The sequence below is a fragment of the Acinetobacter vivianii genome (assembly GCF_014635885.1).
Lineage (GTDB): Bacteria > Pseudomonadota > Gammaproteobacteria > Pseudomonadales > Moraxellaceae > Acinetobacter > Acinetobacter vivianii.
On record NZ_BMDR01000002.1, the window covers coordinates 395,550 to 414,216 of the forward strand.

At 41.4% G+C, this 18,667-nt stretch carries 18 protein-coding genes; 9 read left to right on the forward strand and 9 right to left on the reverse strand.

What is annotated here, in order from left to right:
* Window positions 1-10: 10 nt before the first annotated feature.
* On the forward strand, window positions 11-1,738 hold the full coding sequence (locus IEV36_RS05605; RefSeq protein ID WP_005259180.1) for a CapA family protein: 1,728 nt from the start codon (window positions 11-13) through the stop codon (window positions 1,736-1,738).
* Here the strand turns inward: IEV36_RS05605 and IEV36_RS05610 are convergent.
* The gene (locus IEV36_RS05610) at window positions 1,735-2,463 is read right to left on the reverse strand and encodes a zinc metalloprotease (RefSeq protein ID WP_005259178.1); all 729 of its coding nucleotides are present in this window, start codon (window positions 2,461-2,463) and stop codon (window positions 1,735-1,737) included. The genes IEV36_RS05605 and IEV36_RS05610 overlap by 4 nt on opposite strands.
* Before the next feature lie 91 nt (window positions 2,464-2,554).
* On the opposite strand from IEV36_RS05610, the gene IEV36_RS05615 reads away from it, so the two are divergent.
* Both IEV36_RS05615 and IEV36_RS05620 read left to right on the forward strand, forming a co-directional pair.
* Window positions 2,555-2,872, forward strand: a complete 318-nt coding sequence (locus IEV36_RS05615) for an MGMT family protein (protein WP_004774808.1) — start codon at window positions 2,555-2,557, stop codon at window positions 2,870-2,872.
* Window positions 2,873-2,971: 99 nt separating this feature from the next.
* The gene (locus IEV36_RS05620; protein ID WP_004774809.1) at window positions 2,972-3,484 is read left to right on the forward strand and encodes a hypothetical protein; all 513 of its coding nucleotides are present in this window, start codon (window positions 2,972-2,974) and stop codon (window positions 3,482-3,484) included.
* A gap of 63 nt (window positions 3,485-3,547) precedes the next feature.
* On the opposite strand, the gene IEV36_RS05625 is transcribed toward IEV36_RS05620, so the two are convergent.
* The 6 genes from IEV36_RS05625 to carA all read right to left on the reverse strand — a co-directional run bounded on the left by IEV36_RS05625 (window position 3,548) and on the right by carA (window position 10,172).
* A complete protein-coding gene (locus IEV36_RS05625) occupies window positions 3,548-3,985 on the reverse strand; it encodes a universal stress protein (protein ID WP_004774810.1) in 438 nt (145 codons plus the stop codon).
* A 232-nt stretch (window positions 3,986-4,217) separates the two neighbouring features.
* Complete coding sequence (locus tag IEV36_RS05630) at window positions 4,218-4,838, reverse strand: CatB-related O-acetyltransferase (protein ID WP_005259176.1); 621 nt, start codon at window positions 4,836-4,838, stop codon at window positions 4,218-4,220.
* 64 nt (window positions 4,839-4,902) lie between these two features.
* Complete coding sequence (locus IEV36_RS05635) at window positions 4,903-5,118, reverse strand: hypothetical protein (RefSeq protein ID WP_032864099.1); 216 nt, start codon at window positions 5,116-5,118, stop codon at window positions 4,903-4,905.
* 98 nt (window positions 5,119-5,216) lie between these two features.
* Entirely contained in the window at window positions 5,217-5,693 is a 477-nt protein-coding gene (gene greA / locus IEV36_RS05640; protein WP_004774816.1) for a transcription elongation factor GreA, read from the reverse strand.
* Window positions 5,694-5,784: 91 nt separating this feature from the next.
* A complete protein-coding gene (carB, locus tag IEV36_RS05645) occupies window positions 5,785-9,018 on the reverse strand; it encodes a carbamoyl-phosphate synthase large subunit (RefSeq protein WP_004774817.1) in 3,234 nt (1,077 codons plus the stop codon).
* Window positions 9,019-9,032: 14 nt separating this feature from the next.
* On the reverse strand, window positions 9,033-10,172 hold the full coding sequence (carA, locus tag IEV36_RS05650; protein ID WP_005259172.1) for a glutamine-hydrolyzing carbamoyl-phosphate synthase small subunit: 1,140 nt from the start codon (window positions 10,170-10,172) through the stop codon (window positions 9,033-9,035).
* Between the two features lie 359 nt (window positions 10,173-10,531).
* On the opposite strand from carA, the gene IEV36_RS05655 reads away from it, so the two are divergent.
* Window positions 10,532-11,110, forward strand: coding sequence for a hypothetical protein (locus IEV36_RS05655; protein WP_005259171.1), 579 nt, complete (start codon window positions 10,532-10,534; stop codon window positions 11,108-11,110).
* Between the two features lie 57 nt (window positions 11,111-11,167).
* Here the strand turns inward: IEV36_RS05655 and IEV36_RS05660 are convergent, their stop codons facing one another.
* Both IEV36_RS05660 and yhbY read right to left on the reverse strand, forming a co-directional pair.
* Complete coding sequence (locus tag IEV36_RS05660) at window positions 11,168-11,704, reverse strand: DOMON-like domain-containing protein (RefSeq protein WP_004774822.1); 537 nt, start codon at window positions 11,702-11,704, stop codon at window positions 11,168-11,170.
* A 5-nt stretch (window positions 11,705-11,709) separates the two neighbouring features.
* Entirely contained in the window at window positions 11,710-12,036 is a 327-nt protein-coding gene (gene yhbY / locus IEV36_RS05665) for a ribosome assembly RNA-binding protein YhbY (RefSeq protein ID WP_004774823.1), read from the reverse strand.
* A gap of 229 nt (window positions 12,037-12,265) precedes the next feature.
* Between yhbY and rlmE the strand changes: the two genes are divergently transcribed.
* From rlmE to IEV36_RS05690, 5 genes are all read left to right on the forward strand, one after another.
* A complete protein-coding gene (rlmE, locus tag IEV36_RS05670; protein ID WP_004774825.1) occupies window positions 12,266-12,916 on the forward strand; it encodes a 23S rRNA (uridine(2552)-2'-O)-methyltransferase RlmE in 651 nt (216 codons plus the stop codon).
* Between the two features lie 136 nt (window positions 12,917-13,052).
* Window positions 13,053-14,948, forward strand: coding sequence for an ATP-dependent zinc metalloprotease FtsH (gene ftsH / locus IEV36_RS05675; RefSeq protein ID WP_004651936.1), 1,896 nt, complete (start codon window positions 13,053-13,055; stop codon window positions 14,946-14,948).
* A gap of 135 nt (window positions 14,949-15,083) precedes the next feature.
* Entirely contained in the window at window positions 15,084-15,932 is an 849-nt protein-coding gene (gene folP, locus IEV36_RS05680; protein ID WP_032864098.1) for a dihydropteroate synthase, read from the forward strand.
* Window positions 15,933-16,029: 97 nt separating this feature from the next.
* Window positions 16,030-16,788, forward strand: coding sequence for an SIMPL domain-containing protein (locus IEV36_RS05685; RefSeq protein WP_005259165.1), 759 nt, complete (start codon window positions 16,030-16,032; stop codon window positions 16,786-16,788).
* A gap of 134 nt (window positions 16,789-16,922) precedes the next feature.
* Window positions 16,923-18,563 (forward strand): vWA domain-containing protein, encoded by a 1,641-nt coding sequence (locus IEV36_RS05690; RefSeq protein WP_005259162.1) that lies wholly within the window; start codon window positions 16,923-16,925, stop codon window positions 18,561-18,563.
* Window positions 18,564-18,667 lie beyond the last annotated feature (104 nt).

Consider the following 18,667-nt stretch of genomic DNA (forward strand, 5'->3'; position numbering starts at 1 on the left):
GATGAAATAAATGAGCCTTCCTCAAGAGATCAAGATCATCAGCCAAATCGGCAATGAGAATTTTCAGCATCCGCTCTGGCAAACTGAAATCGCAGGGGAATGTGGTGACTGGATTTTAGTTTATCTGACTTTGCAACGTATCCTCGCAGGTCATTTGCAATTTGAGGATCGAATTGTAATAGAGCAACAGTTTGAACAGAGCGATCAACAAGCACAGTTTTTGAAACAGGACACTTCTGTTTTAGCGCTATTGCAATATTGGGGTTTTACCCAAACACTTGAGCATAAGCAGGCACTTGGCTGGACTTTGTTTGGAGATTGGCAGCAGGCTCAAATTCAGATGGAGCAGACCGCCCAGCGATTTGGATTACGGCTTCCTCATCCAGAGCATTATGCGCAAAATACCCTGCAAAATTTAGCAAGTCTGGCACAAGCCATTTTTGAAATGCCTTTGCCCTTATTGCACAAGGTATTTGTCAAAACATTCAACCTTGCAGGACGGGAGATTGCGCCATTCAGTGCTGTATTAACCTGTCACCAGCTTGATGCTGTTCTCATTTTCTCTCATCAGCAGCACCCTTATTATTTCTCTTATTGCCATGAAAATCAGAGTCTGGGCATTTTTCATCTCTTGGATGATTTGCATCGGATTGATCATTTGGTGCCGTATTATCACTATTTTGAACAAGGGGTATTGCCTGCCAAACAGATTCAGGCAAAAAGTGAATGGATCAATATCATTGGCGATACCTATTTTGGTGAGTTCTATACAAATAAAAGAAAAAACAAGGAAATAGAAGATGCGTTACAACGTTATGGCTATGCGTATTCTTTTGAGAAGATCAAACATTTTTTCCACCAAGATGAGATCAATATTGCCAATTTTGAAGCTGTGTTCAACCTTGATGAAAGCTCTCCATTAACAGATAAAAAAGCCTTTATTTTGGGTGCACAACCTAAGCAAACGCTGGACGAATTTAAGCGGATACATTTGAATACCTTGTGCCTCGCCAATAATCATTTAAAGGACTATGGTGAACCAAGTCTCACACATACTTTGGCGCTGCTAGATCAAGCCGAGATCAATTTTATCGGGGCAGGCAATGATCAGCAGAAAGCCCACCAATGCCTGCAAATCCATAATGAACAGCAAAGTGTTGCGATTTTTAATGGCTATTGGCATCGGCAGACGGCCTACCAGCAATATGATTTTTATGCACTGGGACGGAGTGCAGGTGTGGCGAGTATCAACGCCATTCTATTTGAACAAATCATGCAGTATCGAGTGCAATATCCACAGCATAAGATTATTGTGATTTGTCATTGGGGTATCGATTTTAAAAGCACGCATCCTGAGCAGGAAAAGCTTGCGCGGGTGTTAACCCAGATCGGTGCTGATCTTGTGATTGGTCATGGGTCACATACCATTCAGCCTATTCAACGGATGAACCATAAACCCGTGATCTTCGGGATTGGTAATGGTGTGTTTAATAGCAATGGCGAGTTTGAAAAATATCAGGCGTTGCCATATGGGCTGGTGGTTCGAATTAATTTAAAAGCACAAAGTGTACAGCTTTATCCAATCTTCACTGATAATTTACAGAGCTTTTGGCAGCCTTATCCTGTGAATGAAACACAGTTTGAACAGGCACAGCATTTTTTAATCCGTCAACTTAACGCAGCAGATTACACTTTGGGACAAGATCAATTAGGGGCTTATATACAACTGAAATTTTAAGGATAACGGTTGTAATTATCGAGCATGATGCTGAGCTGTTCTTTGGTGAAGCCGAGATTACGTAAGCCACCGCTACCGAGTTTACAGTCGTAACTGGTCATAATATTGGTTGGTGTGGCTTTGGTCGCTTTAGGAGCACAGACATGGCTTAAGCCAAAAGCATGTCCCATCTCGTGCACACTGGCGGCTTGAATCTGATAATTTAGACGCTCCCAGTCGATCAGGATAAAAGGCTGCCCACGATTTCTAAAACCCCAACTGGTCACGTCGGCATATTTGAGTTTATCGCCGTATGAATCATAAATAATGAAGAGGACTTCTTTGCTTTTGCGACGGGGAAAACAGCTTTTAACGGCGCTAGGAATATGATCAGCAATTAACGCTCTAGGCTGGTTGAGTTGATTGGCCAGATCACATTTTCGTTTACTAAAGTCCTGATAAGAATAATAACGATGTATTTTGAACTTAAAGATTTTTTGACTATCTTCATCGACAAAATACTGGTTTAAGATCCCCAGTTCTTTATACATTTGCAGTTTCGTATCAAAGGCTTGGGCTTCTGGGCGATTGGTGGTAAAAATAAAACTGACATTGACGACAGGTAGATCATCAGAAGAACCTGAATGATATTTATAAGGTGTGATTTTTACAGGTGATTTTTGAGTCGTACAGGATGCACTAAAGATCAGACAAAATACTGTCAGCGCTGTGAGTTTTAACCGCATTTTTGTTCTCTCAAGTCGTAGAGTTTTAATTATTGTGTTTAGCATTTTCGCATGATTTTTATCATCTTAGCAGATTTTTATAGGTTGTATTGTGCAAGATACCAATGAACTACATCGACAAATCTTGGAAGTGATTGCCTTGATTCCGTATGGCAAAGTGGCAAGTTATGGTCAAATTGCCAAGCTGGCGGGCTTGCCTAAACATGCGCGTTTAGTCGGTTATGTACTTAAGCATTTAGACAAGCAAAGTGAAATCCCGTGGTATCGTGTCATTAATTCTCAAGGGAAAATCAGTGTGACCCGAATCAATGAGCGCGGTGAAAATGTTCAACAGATGTTATTAGAACAAGAGGGGATCTATTTATTGAATGGCAAGGTGAGTTTAAAAACCTTTGGCTGGCAGCCTTAAAATAATCACCACTTAGACCCAAATTAATATCTTGAAATTTTTTTACAGTTTATTTACACTTTGATTACATAAAATTACATTAGTGTTTTCGGTATTTAAATGAAAAAAATTTCTCTACTTTGTGGGGCTGTAGTTCTCAGTTTATCTGGTTGTGCCAGCATCATTTCGGGTAAAACTCAAACCATGACATTTCAGAGCACACCTGAATTAAGTGATATCACGATTTTAAATCGTGATGGGAAAAAAATTCATGTTGGTAAAGCACCTGTTACGGTTAGCCTAAATCGTGGTGCTGGTTTCTTTGTTCCTGAAAGATATACAGTTATTTTTGAAAAAGATGGCTATGAAAAGAAAGAAATCAAAGTCACTTCGAGCATGAATGGCTGGTATATCGGGAATATTTTATTTGGTGGGATAATTGGCTTGCTAATTATCGATCCTGCAACAGGTGCGATGTATAGTCTCAGTACTAAAGATACAAATGTTGTTTTAAATGATCTGAATAAAGAGAAACTTCAGGCCAATGGTCAGTCATTAACAATTGTATCGACAAATGAAATTTCGAATGACGTTTTAGAAAAAGCTAAACCCATTGAGCTAAAAACTCAATAAGTAAAAATAAAAAAACATGGTAAGTATTTACCATGTTTTTTTCAATTCAGCAGAGCTTATTTTCTAGCGAACAATTAATACTGGAATATGGCTTTCAGCCAAAACTTTCTGCGCCACGCTACCCAATACAAACTGTTTGAAACCAGTACGCCCATGCGAGCCCATAATGATCAGGTCTGCGCCCAGATTTTGCGCTGCGCCAATAATTTCCTGATGTACAGCAAAGCCTTCTAGTATTTGTGTTGCTACGGTCAGGCCATGTTCTTCAAATTTTTGCTCGGCTTTCGTTAAATTATCTTGAACATAGCCACGAACACGTTCGATCAAATCATTGCTTTGGCCCATACGAATATAGGCATCGGCAAGATAGGGATCGAGTGTCATTACTTCAACTACGGTCAGTTCACTGTCTAATGCTTTCGCCAGTTGAGCTGCTTCACGAATGACATTTGCAGCAATTTCGGAGTCATCGATTGCAACCAAGATTTTTTGATAAGCCATGTTGTTACTCCTTATATTTATGATTTTGCATTGAATTGATTTAATAAAATTTGCTTAATATATGAGCTATGGTTCTATTCTAAACCTGTTGCGATGAGAATAAAACCTAGCATTTTTATAGGGATAGTTATTATTTATAGGATTACGGTTAAGCGCGATTTTATTAAAATTACATGAAATTTATATAAAAACAACATGAGGTATAAGCATGATTTATTTATAAAAAGTCAGATTAATTTTTTTCAAAGTATTCGAGAAGTGCTTTTACATCATCCGTTTGCAACTGTTCTCGCATGTTTAAAATCTGCTTTTCATCCAGATCATAAAGCTTTAGAGAAAGCAGTTTTTCAATGTCTTGTTCAGAAAAGCGGTATTTAATGACTTTGGCTGGTACGCCACCAACAATTGCATAGGGTGGAACATCCTGAGTAACCACAGCGCCTGTTGCCACCACAGCACCTTCACCCAGTTTCACACCTTGCATGATCATCACTCGACTACCAATCCAGCAACCATCTGCAATGACTGTATCGCCCGCAGGCAGAAAGCTGCGTGTATCAAAAGGGAAGGTCGAGATCCAGTCAGGGCGGTGTAATTGATTACCACCCATCATAATCACGCACTCGGCCCCAAAGCAGACAAAATTACCAATATAAAGTTGATCAATCGGTTTCTCTGGTGTGGAAGCCTTATCATGTAGATAGCGCACCACACAACGTTCAAAGCCCTGATCCCAATAAGCAGAATAATAAGAATAATTGCCCTTGATATGGATATTGGGGTTTTTCACCGTCTTAGAAATAAACTCGAACTCACACCAGTGTTTAACAGGAGAGTTGATTAATTGATCCATATCTTAACAATAACAATTAGAAGAAAGCCCTGCCATTATAACGACTAAAGTGAATGTGGTTTTTTTAATGAGAGAAAAATTTCCACACCCACGTAAACAGGCGTTGAATCTGATTGGGAAATAGAAAACCAATAAAGGCACAGAGGAGGGTAACTTTTAGAATGATTGCAACGGGATGGGTATTGCTATCAAGATAAGGAGCCCATGCCACCGTGATTAAAAGACCTAAAAAAATCCCAGCAATCGCATAAACAAAGGCACTTATCAGTCGATCCTGCACTTGTGATCTCATTTTTTTATTTTCATTCAAAATAGCATGCCTGAAACAAAAGAACTCTTCAATAAATGAAGAGTTCTTTGGAGACTTAATCGAGAGCGTTAAATATATTCAACACTTACGATTTCGTATTCAACTTCACCTTGTGGTGTTTGAATTTTAACTTCGTCGCCTTCATTTTTACCTAAAAGACCACGTGCAATCGGAGAATTTACTGAGATTTTATTGATTTTAAAATCTGCTTCGTCATCGCCTACAATTTTATAAGTCTTACGTTCTTCGGTATCTAGGTTTTCAATGGTGACCGTCACACCAAACACAACACGACCGTTTTGCTCGAGTGTTTTGACATCAATTTCTTGAACTGCACCAAGTTTACCTTCGATATCCTGAATACGGCCTTCACAGAAACCTTGCTGTTCACGAGCAGCATGATATTCAGCATTTTCCTTTAAATCACCGTGCTCACGTGCTTCAGCAATCGCCTGGATAATACGTGGGCGATCAACTGTTTTGAGCTGTTGTAATTCTTTCTCTAAGGCAACCTTGCCTTCGGGAGTCATAGGATAACGTTGCATTTCAGTCCCTCTAAATTGGTTGGGAAAATACAGGATTAAAAAAAGAAAAAGCCCGCCACCGATAAGGTGACGGGACTTTATCGGTAGAGAATTAACCTACAGTTTGTAAATCTTGCAAGCGGTATACATCCATTGGCAATTTCACAGCAAATGCTTGGCAAACTGCTTCTGCGCCGTTGATCGTGGTGGTGTAATACACTTTGCCTTGGAGGGCAGCACGACGGATCATGGCAGAATCATACTGAGCTTGTTTGCCTTCAGTTGTGTTGACAATAAGATGAATTTCACCATTTTTCAAGCGGTCAACAATATGTGGGCGACCTTCGGTCACTTTATTGACTGCTTCACATTCGATACCCGCTTCTTTCAATACACGGTGTGTACCATTGGTCGCAACAAGTTTGAAACCATAGTCAATCAACTGTTGAGCGATGTTGGCAATGTATTTTTTATCTGATTCACGAACAGATAAGAATGCATGCTTCACTTCGCCTTCAGTTGGCAGGCCAGGTAAACGTTCGTTTGAACCAAGTACGGCTTTGTAGAATGCTTCGCCAAATGTTTTGCCTACACCCATCACTTCGCCTGTCGATTTCATCTCAGGGCCAAGCATTGGATCTACGCCAGGGAATTTAGCGAATGGGAACACCGCTTCTTTCACTGCGAAATGGGTTGGGATGATTTCTTTAGTGAAACCTTGAGATTCAAGTGATTGGCCTGCCATACAACGTGCAGCCACTTTCGCTAGAGAATCACCAATACATTTCGATACGAATGGAACCGTACGTGATGCACGTGGGTTCACTTCAAGCACGTAAACATCATCGCCTTTTACTGCGAATTGAACGTTCATCAAACCAATTACGCCAAGCTCTTTTGCCATTGCAACAGTTTGACGACGCATCTCATCCTGAACTTCTTGAGAAAGAGAGTACGGAGGAATCGAACATGCAGAGTCACCAGAGTGAATACCAGCTTGTTCAATATGCTGCATGATACCGCCGATCACTACATCTTTACCGTCAGATACACAGTCAACATCGACTTCAGTTGCATCATCAAGGAAGTGGTCAAGCAGAACAGGTGCTTCATTTGATGCTTGTACAGCTTCACGAAGGTAGCGTTTAAGCTCTTCTTCGTTATACACGATTTCCATCGCACGGCCACCTAATACATAAGATGGGCGAACAACTAACGGATAACCTACTTTAGCCGCTTCCGAAATACCTTCTTCAGCAGATTTTACGATGCTATTGTTCGGTTGACGAAGCTGTAAACGTTGGATCATTTGCTGGAAACGTTCACGGTCTTCAGCGCGGTCAATCGCGTCTGGAGATGTACCGATAATTGGTGTACCTGCTTCTTCTAAAGCACGTGCCAATTTTAATGGTGTTTGACCACCGTACTGTACGATCACGCCTTTAGGCTTCTCGGTACGTACGATTTCAAGTACATCTTCAAGTGTTACAGGCTCGAAGTATAAACGGTCAGATGTGTCATAGTCGGTTGAAACGGTTTCAGGGTTACAGTTCACCATGATTGTTTCGTAACCGTCTTCACGCATTGCAAGCGCAGCGTGTACACAGCAGTAGTCAAACTCGATCCCTTGACCGATACGGTTAGGACCACCACCAATCACCATGATCTTGTCACGGTTTGATGGATTTGCTTCACATTCTTCATCGTAAGTTGAATACATGTAAGCAGTGCCAGATTCAAACTCTGCTGCACAAGTATCAACACGTTTGTAAACTGGATATACACCCAAGTTCCAACGATGTTTACGGAATTGTTTTTGTGAAATACCCATCAAGTCCGCAATACGAAGGTCAGATAAACCTTTGCGTTTGAACGAGCGGATATTGTCAGCATTTAAATCACCAAAGCCTAAAGTTTTCACTTGAGCTTCAGTTTTAATGATGTCTTCGATCTGGATCAGGAACCAGCGGTCTATCTTGGTTGCTTCAAATACGTCATCTAAAGAGAAACCGTGACGGAATGCATCCGCAACATACCAGATACGCTCTGGGCCAGGTACTTTAAGCTCTTTTAGGATGATGTCTTTGGCATTGGCAGTACCAGCTTCGATTTTTTCATCAAAACCACTTACGCCAACTTCAAGACCACGAAGTGCTTTTTGTACAGATTCCTGGAAGTTACGACCAATCGCCATCACTTCGCCCACAGATTTCATCTGAGTCGTTAATACAGGCTCAGCTTGTGGGAATTTCTCGAAGTTGAAGCGTGGAATCTTGGTAACAACATAGTCAATCGATGGTTCGAAAGATGCTGGAGTTACGCCGCCAGTGATGTCATTTTTCAATTCATCAAGGGTGTAACCCACTGCAAGTTTCGCCGCGATTTTTGCAATCGGGAAACCTGTTGCTTTAGATGCAAGCGCAGATGAACGTGATACACGTGGGTTCATCTCGATCACAACCATACGGCCGTCTTTCGGGTTAATACCGAATTGAACGTTCGAACCACCTGTTTCAACACCGATTTCACGAAGAACTGCAACCGATGCATTACGCATTAATTGATATTCTTTGTCTGTCAATGTTTGCGCAGGCGCAACGGTGATTGAGTCACCTGTGTGAACGCCCATTGGGTCAAAGTTTTCGATCGCACATACGATGATACAGTTGTCGTTTTTGTCACGAACAACTTCCATTTCGTATTCTTTCCAGCCAATCAAAGATTCATCAATCAATAACTGGTGGGTAGGAGAGAGGTCGAAACCACGTTCACAGATTTCAAGGAATTCTTCACGGTTATAGGCGATACCACCACCAGAACCACCCATCGTGAATGATGGACGGATGATGACAGGGAAACCGAAACCAGCTTGAATTGCCAAAGCTTCTTCCATTGTTTCAGCAATGGCAGCTTTTGGACATTCCAGACCAATTTTACGCATCGCGATATCAAACAGTTTACGATCTTCTGCTTTTTCAATCGCGTCTTTTGATGCGCCAATTAGTTCAACATTATATTTTTCAAGAACGCCGTGCTCATCTAATGCAAGGGCACAGTTCAATGCAGTTTGACCACCCATTGTTGGAAGGACTGCATCTGGACGTTCTTTTTCAATGATTTGTGCAACAGTTTGCCAAGTGATTGGCTCAATATAAGTTGCATCTGCCATTGAAGGGTCAGTCATAATGGTCGCTGGGTTAGAGTTGACCAGAATAACGCGATAACCTTCTTCACGCAGCGCTTTACATGCTTGCGCACCTGAATAGTCAAACTCACACGCCTGACCAATGACAATAGGACCAGCACCAATAATTAAGATGCTTTTAATATCCGTACGTTTAGGCATTATTCGCTCCTTAATTACTTCTTAGCTGCTTCGATAAGTTCGATGAAATGATCGAACAACGGAGCACAGTCATGTGGACCAGGGCTGGCTTCAGGGTGACCCTGGAAGCTGAATGCTGGTTTGTCAGTACGATGAATACCTTGGTTTGTACCATCAAACAGTGAGCGGTGTGTCACTTTCAAGTTTGCTGGTAAAGTACTCTCATCGACAGCAAAGCCGTGGTTTTGAGAAGTAATCATCACTGTACCATTCTCAAGGTTTTGTACAGGATGGTTTGCGCCGTGATGACCATGATTCATTTTCATGGTTTTTGCGCCAGAAGCGAGTGCTAAAATCTGATGACCTAAACAAATACCAAATACAGGTAATGTTGTGGTTTCAACAATTGTTTTTACTGCTTCGATTGCATAATCACATGCTGCTGGGTCACCCGGACCATTTGACAAGAACACGCCATCTGGATTTAAAGCGAGAACTTTTTCAGCAGGTGTTTGTGCAGGAACAACTGTCAATTTACAGCCACGGTCTGCAAGCATACGTAAGATGTTGGTTTTGACACCATAATCGTATGCAACAACATGATATTTTAATTCTGGTTGATTGAAACCCTGACCTAAAGTCCAAGAACCTTCAGTCCATTCAAAACCCGTCGGATCACAGCATTCTTTCGCAAGATCGAGACCGTTTAAACCGCCGAATTCACGTGCTTTCGCAATAGCTTGTTCTTCTGTAATATTTTCGCCAGCAAGGATACAACCGTTTTGTGCACCTTTGTCACGAAGAATACGTGTCAATTTTCGGGTATCGATATCTGCGATGGCAACCACATTATGTTGCTCTAGGTATTCACTTAATGATTGTTCAGAACGGAAGTTGCTGTGCAATAAAGGAAGATCACGGATAATCAAACCATTCGCCCATACCTTATGGATGCGACCTGATTCAACGTCTTCACTATTACAGCCAGTATTTCCAATATGAGGATAAGTCAACGTCACAATTTGTTGTGCGTAGCTTGGGTCGGTCAAAATTTCTTGATAACCAGTCATGGCAGTGTTAAAAACGACTTCACCAGTCGTACTACCCGATGCACCGATAGACGTTCCTTTAAAGATCGTTCCATCTGCGAGGGCTAAAATGGCGGGGGTGCTCAAACCAAAGCTCCTGAACTAAGACCACAAAAATAAGGCTGTAAAAAAGCGAGAAGACATAAAAAAAGGCAGGCCGTCTTAAAAAAACATGCCCCTCCTTCCAGTCTGCTCGCTTGTAACTTAACAGCGCATTATACGCATGAGTGCGTGAAAAGTCTATGTGTTTTTGTTTATTAAAATCAGGAATTACACGATTTCTTCTCCAAAGCGGTTAGATCGGTGTCTATTGCCAAATCTATCACGTTGATATGGTTATCATGAGATATTATGCAAATTGTCTAACAATTTTTTTAGTGTTTAAGAAGTGACCGTTTTATCCTATACACAGCCAAAATTAACAATCAATAAAGAGGGGAATCCAAATGGCTGAGAATCAAACGACACCTGTAACGGCTGAAGAAGTGAAAGAAGCAATCGTTGAGAAAACAACGAAGGCAAAAGAAGTTGCTGCTGAAAAAACTGCTGAAGTGAAGACCGCTGTGGCTGAGAAAACTGCGAAAGCGAAAGAAGTTGTCGCAGAAAAAACGGCAAAAGCAAAAGAAGTGATTGCTGAAACGCAAGAACAGGCGAAAGAAGTGATCACTGAAACTCAAGGTCAAGTGAAAGAAGCTTTGGCGGAAACTCAGGAAAAAATTGAGACTGAAGCAAAAGAGTTAAATCAAAATGTTCAAAACCAGTTTGCGCAAATCAAGCAGGATCTTTTAGAACGTATTGAAGTCATCAAAACTCAGCTGAATTCATCTCAAGGCAATTTACTTGAATTGAAAAATGCATTGAAAACTGAATTGAATGCATTGATTGAAGACTTAACTAAAGTGAGCAAAGAACTGAAAGATGACATTAGCCAGATTTCAGTGAAGCATAAAGATACATTGGTCGGTAGTTTTAAGCGTACCAAAGAGCAGGCTGTTGAAGCATGGAATAAAGTCCGTACAAGCTAATTGTTCGGAAATTAAAAAAAGCGAGAATTTTTCTCGCTTTTTTTTCTGCTTAAAATATTAAAACTGATGTAACCAGTCGCGTTTATTATGGAAGTCAGCTTGAGGACTGCTGTGCTGCATTGCAAAATAATGCATACCTTGAGTGGTATTGAGTACAGCCGTTAAACCGATATAAATGTCAGTCCATTTAAGTTGATGCTGACGCATAAACTGGGAGAAATCCAGACTGACATTCAAACCATAATGAGTGCGTTGCAAATGGTTCAGTTCAATATCATACGCAGCGACAGGCGGCATATCTTCAGGGAAACGATATTCTTCAAATTGATAGACTTGCCACGCTTGAGAAGGGGAAAGATTGATTTCTCGGTAGAAATCTTCATCTTTCACGCCCACAAAAATTTCAAAGCACGTCTGTTCCCATAAAAAATCATGGCGTGGATGCGCCGTAACCTGATCTGGGTAAATCAAAAATTGATTTGGGTCACGAACCCAAAAACCAACATTCAAGGTTGCTGGTGTTTGTTGCTCAATCGCCCCAACGACCGTAATGGCACTAAAGCGATCAAAAGCGGATAGTTCATAACTTGCCATCGTAATTACTTATTACTTAAGTGAGCAAAACGAACTAAATTAGACAAGTGCTGGTTTTGTTTCGCCGCTTTTTTATAGAGTAGAACAATTTTACCAATCTTTTGTACAGATTCGGCGCCAGTTGCTTCCACAATCGCGTCAATCACTGCACCACGTGCATCACGGTCTTCACCCGCAATTTTCACTTTAATCAATTCGTGGTCGTTTAACGCACGATTTGTTTCTTCAATGACGTTTTCTGTAAGACCTTGGCTACCAATCATTACAACTGGATTAAGTGCATGACCGATTTGACGTAAACGCTTACGTTCATGGATAGATAAAGCCGCCATTAAAAATACCTGATTCGAAAAACGACCTAGTATAACTTGCATCCCGATTCTAAGATAGATTCAGCAGACAGACACTTCAAACAAATATGTGAAAAATTGCAGAAATAACCAATCAGGATGATCGAAAAAAATCTGTAAAAGTTCGTGTGAATGAAGTACATCCGTACTGTAATGGGCGTAATTTTCACGTACAATGACTCATCAGAAGTTTTTTGAAATTTAGTGAGTTATGGCGACACGCATTACCAATCAAAAATTGTCTAAAAGCAGTCGTGCATGGATGAGAGAGCATTTAGATGACCCCTTTGTAAAAAAAGCACAAAAGGAAGGTTATCGCGCACGTGCGGCGTATAAGTTACTTGAAATCCAAGAAAAATATAAAATGATCAAGCCCGGCATGACCGTGGTTGACTTGGGTGCAGCGCCAGGAAGCTGGTCACAAATTGCAGGTAAATTGGTTGGTGCCAATGGTCTGGTGATTGCATCAGATATCTTGGAAATGGATGCACTTCCAGATGTGACCTTCTTGCAAGGTGACTTCCGTGAAGAAGAAGTTTTCGAAAAATTGTTAAATATTTTAAATGGGCGTCAAGTAGACGTTGTAATTTCGGATATGGCCCCCAATACATCAGGTAATAGGGCTGTTGATCAACCGCGTCAGATTTACTTATGTGAATTGGCTTTGGATTTTGCTCAGAAAGTTCTCGGACCAAACGGACAGTTTATTGTTAAAGTGTTCCAAGGTTCAGGATTTGACGAGTTCCGAAAACAGGTGGTCGATAGTTTTGATGTATTAAAAACAGCCAAACCTGCGGCATCACGTGCTCGATCGAAAGAAGTTTTTTTGATTGGTCAAGGTCGTAAAAAGGCATTGCAATAAAAGTGTACTTGCCAAGTTGTTAAAAATTGTGCATTTTGTACCTTTTAAGTTTTTTGCAACGCAAATTCATTGCTGTTTTTGTGAAGGTCAGCCAAGATTAGGTATGATCAAATTAGATTGATATGGGAATAAAGCCTTGAGCGATTACTTCAAGAATGCCGTATTGTGGCTCATCATACTCGGTGTTCTGATTTTGATTTTTAGCAACGTCAGTGACCGCAATAAGCCTGCAGCGATGAAATATTCTGATTTCGTTGCAGCGGTGAATGCTGGGCAAATTAAACAAGTCACAATCGACGGTTTAAATATTAATGGTGAAAAAACCAATGGTTCTTCTTTTGAGACGGTTCGTCCACAAGTAGAAGACACTGAGTTGCTACCAAGCTTAAATAAACAAAATGTAGTGGTTGAGGGCACAGCACCGCAACGTCAAGGCATTTTGATGCAACTTCTCATTGCAAGTTTCCCAGTATTACTCATCATCTTATTATTCATGTTCTTCATGCGTAATATGGGCGGTGGTGCTGGTGGTAAAAACGGTCCTATGAGCTTTGGTAAGTCAAAAGCGAAAATGTTATCTGAAGATCAAATCAAGTTAACATTTAGTGACGTAGCTGGCTGTGATGAAGCAAAACAAGAAGTGGTTGAAATCGTTGATTTCTTAAAAGACCCAGCCAAATTTAAACGCCTTGGTGCAACCATTCCTCGTGGTGTGCTGATGGTTGGCCCTCCGGGTACGGGTAAAACATTATTAGCGAAAGCAATTGCTGGTGAAGCTAAGGTTCCATTCTTTAGTATCTCTGGTTCTGACTTCGTTGAAATGTTTGTCGGTGTCGGTGCTTCTCGTGTTCGTGACATGTTCGAACAAGCGAAACGTCATGCGCCATGTATCATCTTTATTGATGAGATTGATGCAGTGGGTCGTCATCGTGGTTCGGGCACAGGTGGTGGTCATGATGAGCGTGAACAAACCTTGAACCAGATGCTTGTTGAGATGGATGGTTTTGAAGGTAATGAAGGCGTAATCGTGATTGCTGCGACCAACCGTGTAGACGTATTGGATAAAGCATTACTTCGTCCAGGCCGTTTTGACCGTCAAGTGATGGTCGGTTTACCTGACATCCGTGGTCGTGAGCAAATCTTGAATGTTCACTTGAAGAAACTTCCTTCAGTGACAGGTGTGGATCTTAAAGTTCTTGCACGTGGTACACCGGGCTTCTCAGGTGCGCAACTTGCAAACTTAGTCAATGAAGCTGCATTGTTTGCTGCTCGCCGTAATAAAAATACGGTGGATATGCATGACTTTGAAGATGCCAAAGACAAGATCTACATGGGTCCTGAACGTAAATCGATGGTCATCCGTGAAGAAGAACGTCGTGCAACGGCTTACCATGAAGCGGGACATGCGATTGTTGCTGAGATTTTACCGGGTACAGACCCTGTGCATAAAGTAACGATCATGCCACGCGGTTGGGCATTGGGTGTGACTTGGCAGCTTCCTGAGCAAGATCAGACTAGCCACTATAAAGATAAGATGTTGAATGAACTTTCAATCTTGTTTGGTGGTCGTATCGCGGAAGAAGTCTTTATTAACCAAATGTCGACAGGTGCATCTAACGACTTTGAACGTGCAACCAAAATGGCGCGTGCAATGGTGACCAAATATGGTATGTCAGATAAGCTTGGCGTCATGGTTTATGAAGATGAAAACCAGAATGGTTTCTTCGGTAATGTCGGTAGCCGTACAATTTCTGAAGCGACTCAACAAAAGGTAGATGAAGAAGTTCGTCGTATTTTGGATGAGCAATATAAAGTTGCACGTGACATCTTGGAAAATAACAAAGATATCGCACATGCAATGGTGAAAGCGTTGATGGATTGGGAAACAATCGATCGTGACCAGATCCGTGACATCATGGAAGGTCGTGAACCGCAACCACCTAAAGTTTATGTTGCTGATAATCCAGTGGCTGCATTTGAACCACCGAAAGATGGTCCATCTACACCACCACCATTACCAGCAATGGGCTAATCAAAGATTAGATAAAAGAGCGACTTCGGTCGCTCTTTTTTTGTCTGGATTTTGAGCTAAACTGAAAATAAATCAGCAACGCCGGATAAGCTGTGTTGTTAAACTAGACTGGTTAAAGTGCAAAGAGTTTTGATGATGCAGTTGATGCCATTACCCCAAATTCAATTACCTTGTGGTCGTTTAAGTTTAGACCTTTCACAACCTCAGGTGATGGGAATCTTGAATGTTACGCCTGATTCATTTAGTGATGGTGGGCAGCACCATCAAAAAGATCAGGCGATTCAGCATGCCTTACAGATGATTGAAGATGGGGCGAGCATTATTGATATTGGTGGTGAGTCTACACGCCCAAATGCATCCCCTGTGGCGCTAGAGGAAGAACTCCGTCGTGTCATTCCTGTGGTCGATGCATTATCAAAATATGATGTGATCATGTCGATAGATACCAGTAAGCCTGAAGTCATGCGCGCTGCCGTCCAAGCAGGTGCGCATATCTGGAATGATGTGCGTGCCTTAACCCGACCACAAGCCTTAGAAACAGCAGCAGAGTTAAATATTCCTGTGGTGTTGATGCATATGCGTGGTGAACCGACCAATATGAATCAGTTAGATCAGTATGAGGATGTGACTGAAGATGTGATTCAGGAGTTACAACAACGTCTGGATCAGGCCATTGCGGTTGGAGTTAAACCTGAAAATATTATTATCGATCCTGGTTTTGGCTTTGCCAAAAATGCGCAGCAAAATTTTCAATTGCTGAATGAGTTCTGGAAGCTCAATCGAATGGGCTATCCAATTTTATCGGGCTTATCACGAAAACGTTTTATTGGCGAAGCCTTAAATGGTGTACCTGCTCAAGAGCGTGCAGTGGGCAGTGTGACAGGGCACCTTTTAAGTATTCAGCAAGGGGCAAGTATCGTTCGGGCACACGATGTAAAAGCCACTAGCGATGCAATAAAAGTCTGGAAAATGATGCAGGCTTAAAAGCAACTAAGATGTCAGTAGAGCACAAGGGCTCTATTGACTTGCCTGATCAGATTAAATATAACAAGGCTATAAAATAAGCGAAGTGATATTAAAAATGGAAAATAAAACAATTACATATAAAAGTTTATGGGTGTTTGCACTCATTCTGAGTCTTGGATTTATTATTTCTGCTGGCGTCATGGGCTATGCACTGAAACAGTTTAATAGCACCAAAAATTCAATTACAGTCAAAGGATTGGCTGAAAAACCAATTCAGGCTGATTCAGCACGTTGGGAGATTCACTTACAAACCAGCCACACATCTGACACGATTCCACAGGCGTATCAATTGCTTGATCAACAAATGAAAGAATTACAAAGCTTTTTTGTTGAGCATGGTTTTAAAGCGGCTGATATGCAACTCGGAAATAAAAGTTCTCAGCCCTATTATGAAGAAGTGAATATGGGGGAAGGGAGAATCAATCGTGAGTTTAAAGGCTATATGGCGTTACAATCCTTAGTCATTGCGAGCCGTGATATTAAAAAGATTGAACAGGCGGCCAAAGATGCTTACCTCCTTGATGAAAAAGGCATTGCGATTGAGCAGAAACCTGAATATCTAGTATCGAATTTAGAAGAAATAAAAATGTCCTTGATTGCCAATGCCACCAAGAATGCCTATAGCCGTGCCAATGAGTTTGCCAAAGTGGGTGGTGTGAAAGTGGGCATGATGCGTTCAGCCAGCCAAGGTGCATTTTATATCTTGCCAGAAAGTGGCTCGGATGATGACAGTGATTATGGTGGTGCTTATGACAAGGCCACCATTAATAAAATTGCCCGTGTGGTGGTGACCATCAATTATGCGATTGAATAAAACAACGGTTTAGATCATTGATCAGCCATTCTGGAAAGATACATTCGAATACGGTGTATCTTTCTTTTTTTGCATACAATTCTTCGTATAGCGACTTTATTTGAAAAAACGAAATAGAATTGGGGAACTGAACAATGCATCAATCAACAAAAATATTCGTCTTAACTGCACTCAGTTGTATGATGGCGGCGTGTAGTACACCTGTTAAACAGTACGATCAAGCTGCAATTGAAACTGCGATCCCTGTGTCGCCAGCACCGATGACCATGTCAAATCAACGATTGGCACAAACGCGTAAGATGATCACACCAGCATCTTATATTGCAGTCATGCCGACCATGGAAAGACCACGTTTACAACAGAACACTGAAAAATACCAAAAAAATGAGGTCAATCCAGTTCATCGTGTCGTTGATCAAGCCGTTTCAACTTTTAGTATCGATGTGGATACAGGCAGCTATACCAACACACGTCGTTTCCTGAATGATGGTCGTTTACCGCCTGTCGATGCCGTCCGTGCCGAGGAGATGATTAACTATTTTGATTATCAGTATCCACAACCCAATAGTATTCACCCATTTTCAGTCACGACAGAAACGGTGGATTCACCGTGGAAAGAAAATGCCAAACTGATCAAAATCGGCATTCAGGCCAAAGATTTAAGCACTAAACAATTGCCACCTGCCAATCTGGTATTTTTAGTTGATGTCTCGGGCAGTATGGATGCAGCAGACAAACTGCCTTTGGTTAAACAAACATTGCGTTTATTGACGGAGCAACTTCGAGCACAGGATAAAGTCACCATTATTACTTATGCCAGTGGTGAAAAGCTGGTGTTAGAACCAACTGCTGGTGATCAAAAAGATAAGATATTGGCCGTGATTAATGCATTACAGGCAAGTGGTGCAACCGCAGGTGAGCAAGCTATTCAACTGGCTTATAAGCAGGCTGAAAAAGCCTTTGTGAAAAATGGCATTAACCGTATTTTACTGGCGACGGACGGTGACTTTAATGTCGGTATTACTGATTTTAGTACCTTAAAAGGCATGGTGGCTGAGAAACGCAAAAGTGGTATTTCTTTAACGACATTAGGTTTTGGTACAGGAAACTACAATGAGCAGTTGATGGAACAACTGGCGGATGCAGGCGATGGCAATTACAGCTATATCGACAATAAAAATGAAGCGAAAAAAGTGGTACAACGTCAGCTTTCATCAACGCTTGCAACCGTTGCGCAGGATGTCAAAATTCAGGTCGAATTTAATCCAGCAACCGTGAAAGAATATCGTTTAGTCGGTTATGAAAATCGAATGTTGAAACAGGAAGATTTCAATAACGATAAAGTTGATGCAGGGGATATTGGCGCTGGACATAATGTCACGGCTATTTATGAAATCGTTCCAGTCGGTCAACAGGGCTGGCTTAATGATTCACGCTATCAGGCATCGGCAAAAACAGAACCAGCGAAAAAGTCTGAATATGCCTTTGTAGACTTGCGCTATAAGCTGCCAAATCAGCAAAAAAGCATTCTTTTAAACCAAGCTGTAAAAGCTGAAAGTAAGCTCCTTGCTCAAGCCAATAATGATACTCGTTTTGCGATTGCAGTCGCTTCTTATGCCCAGCAGTTAAAAGGCGGGCAGTACAATGGCGCAATGGGATGGGATCAAATTATTCAGTTAGCACAACAATCAGCGAAACCTGATCCTTATCAAATGCGAGAGGAGTTTGTCGAGTTAGCGAAGATTGCCAAAAGCTTAAGTGCGAAAAAGGATTAAAGCTTGTTTTGGGGCAATGGTCAGGAACGGTAATGTTTCTGGCCGTGACTCATATTGATTTTCCTCTAAAGGGAATGATATTCAGCATATCTCAGCTAAGTGAG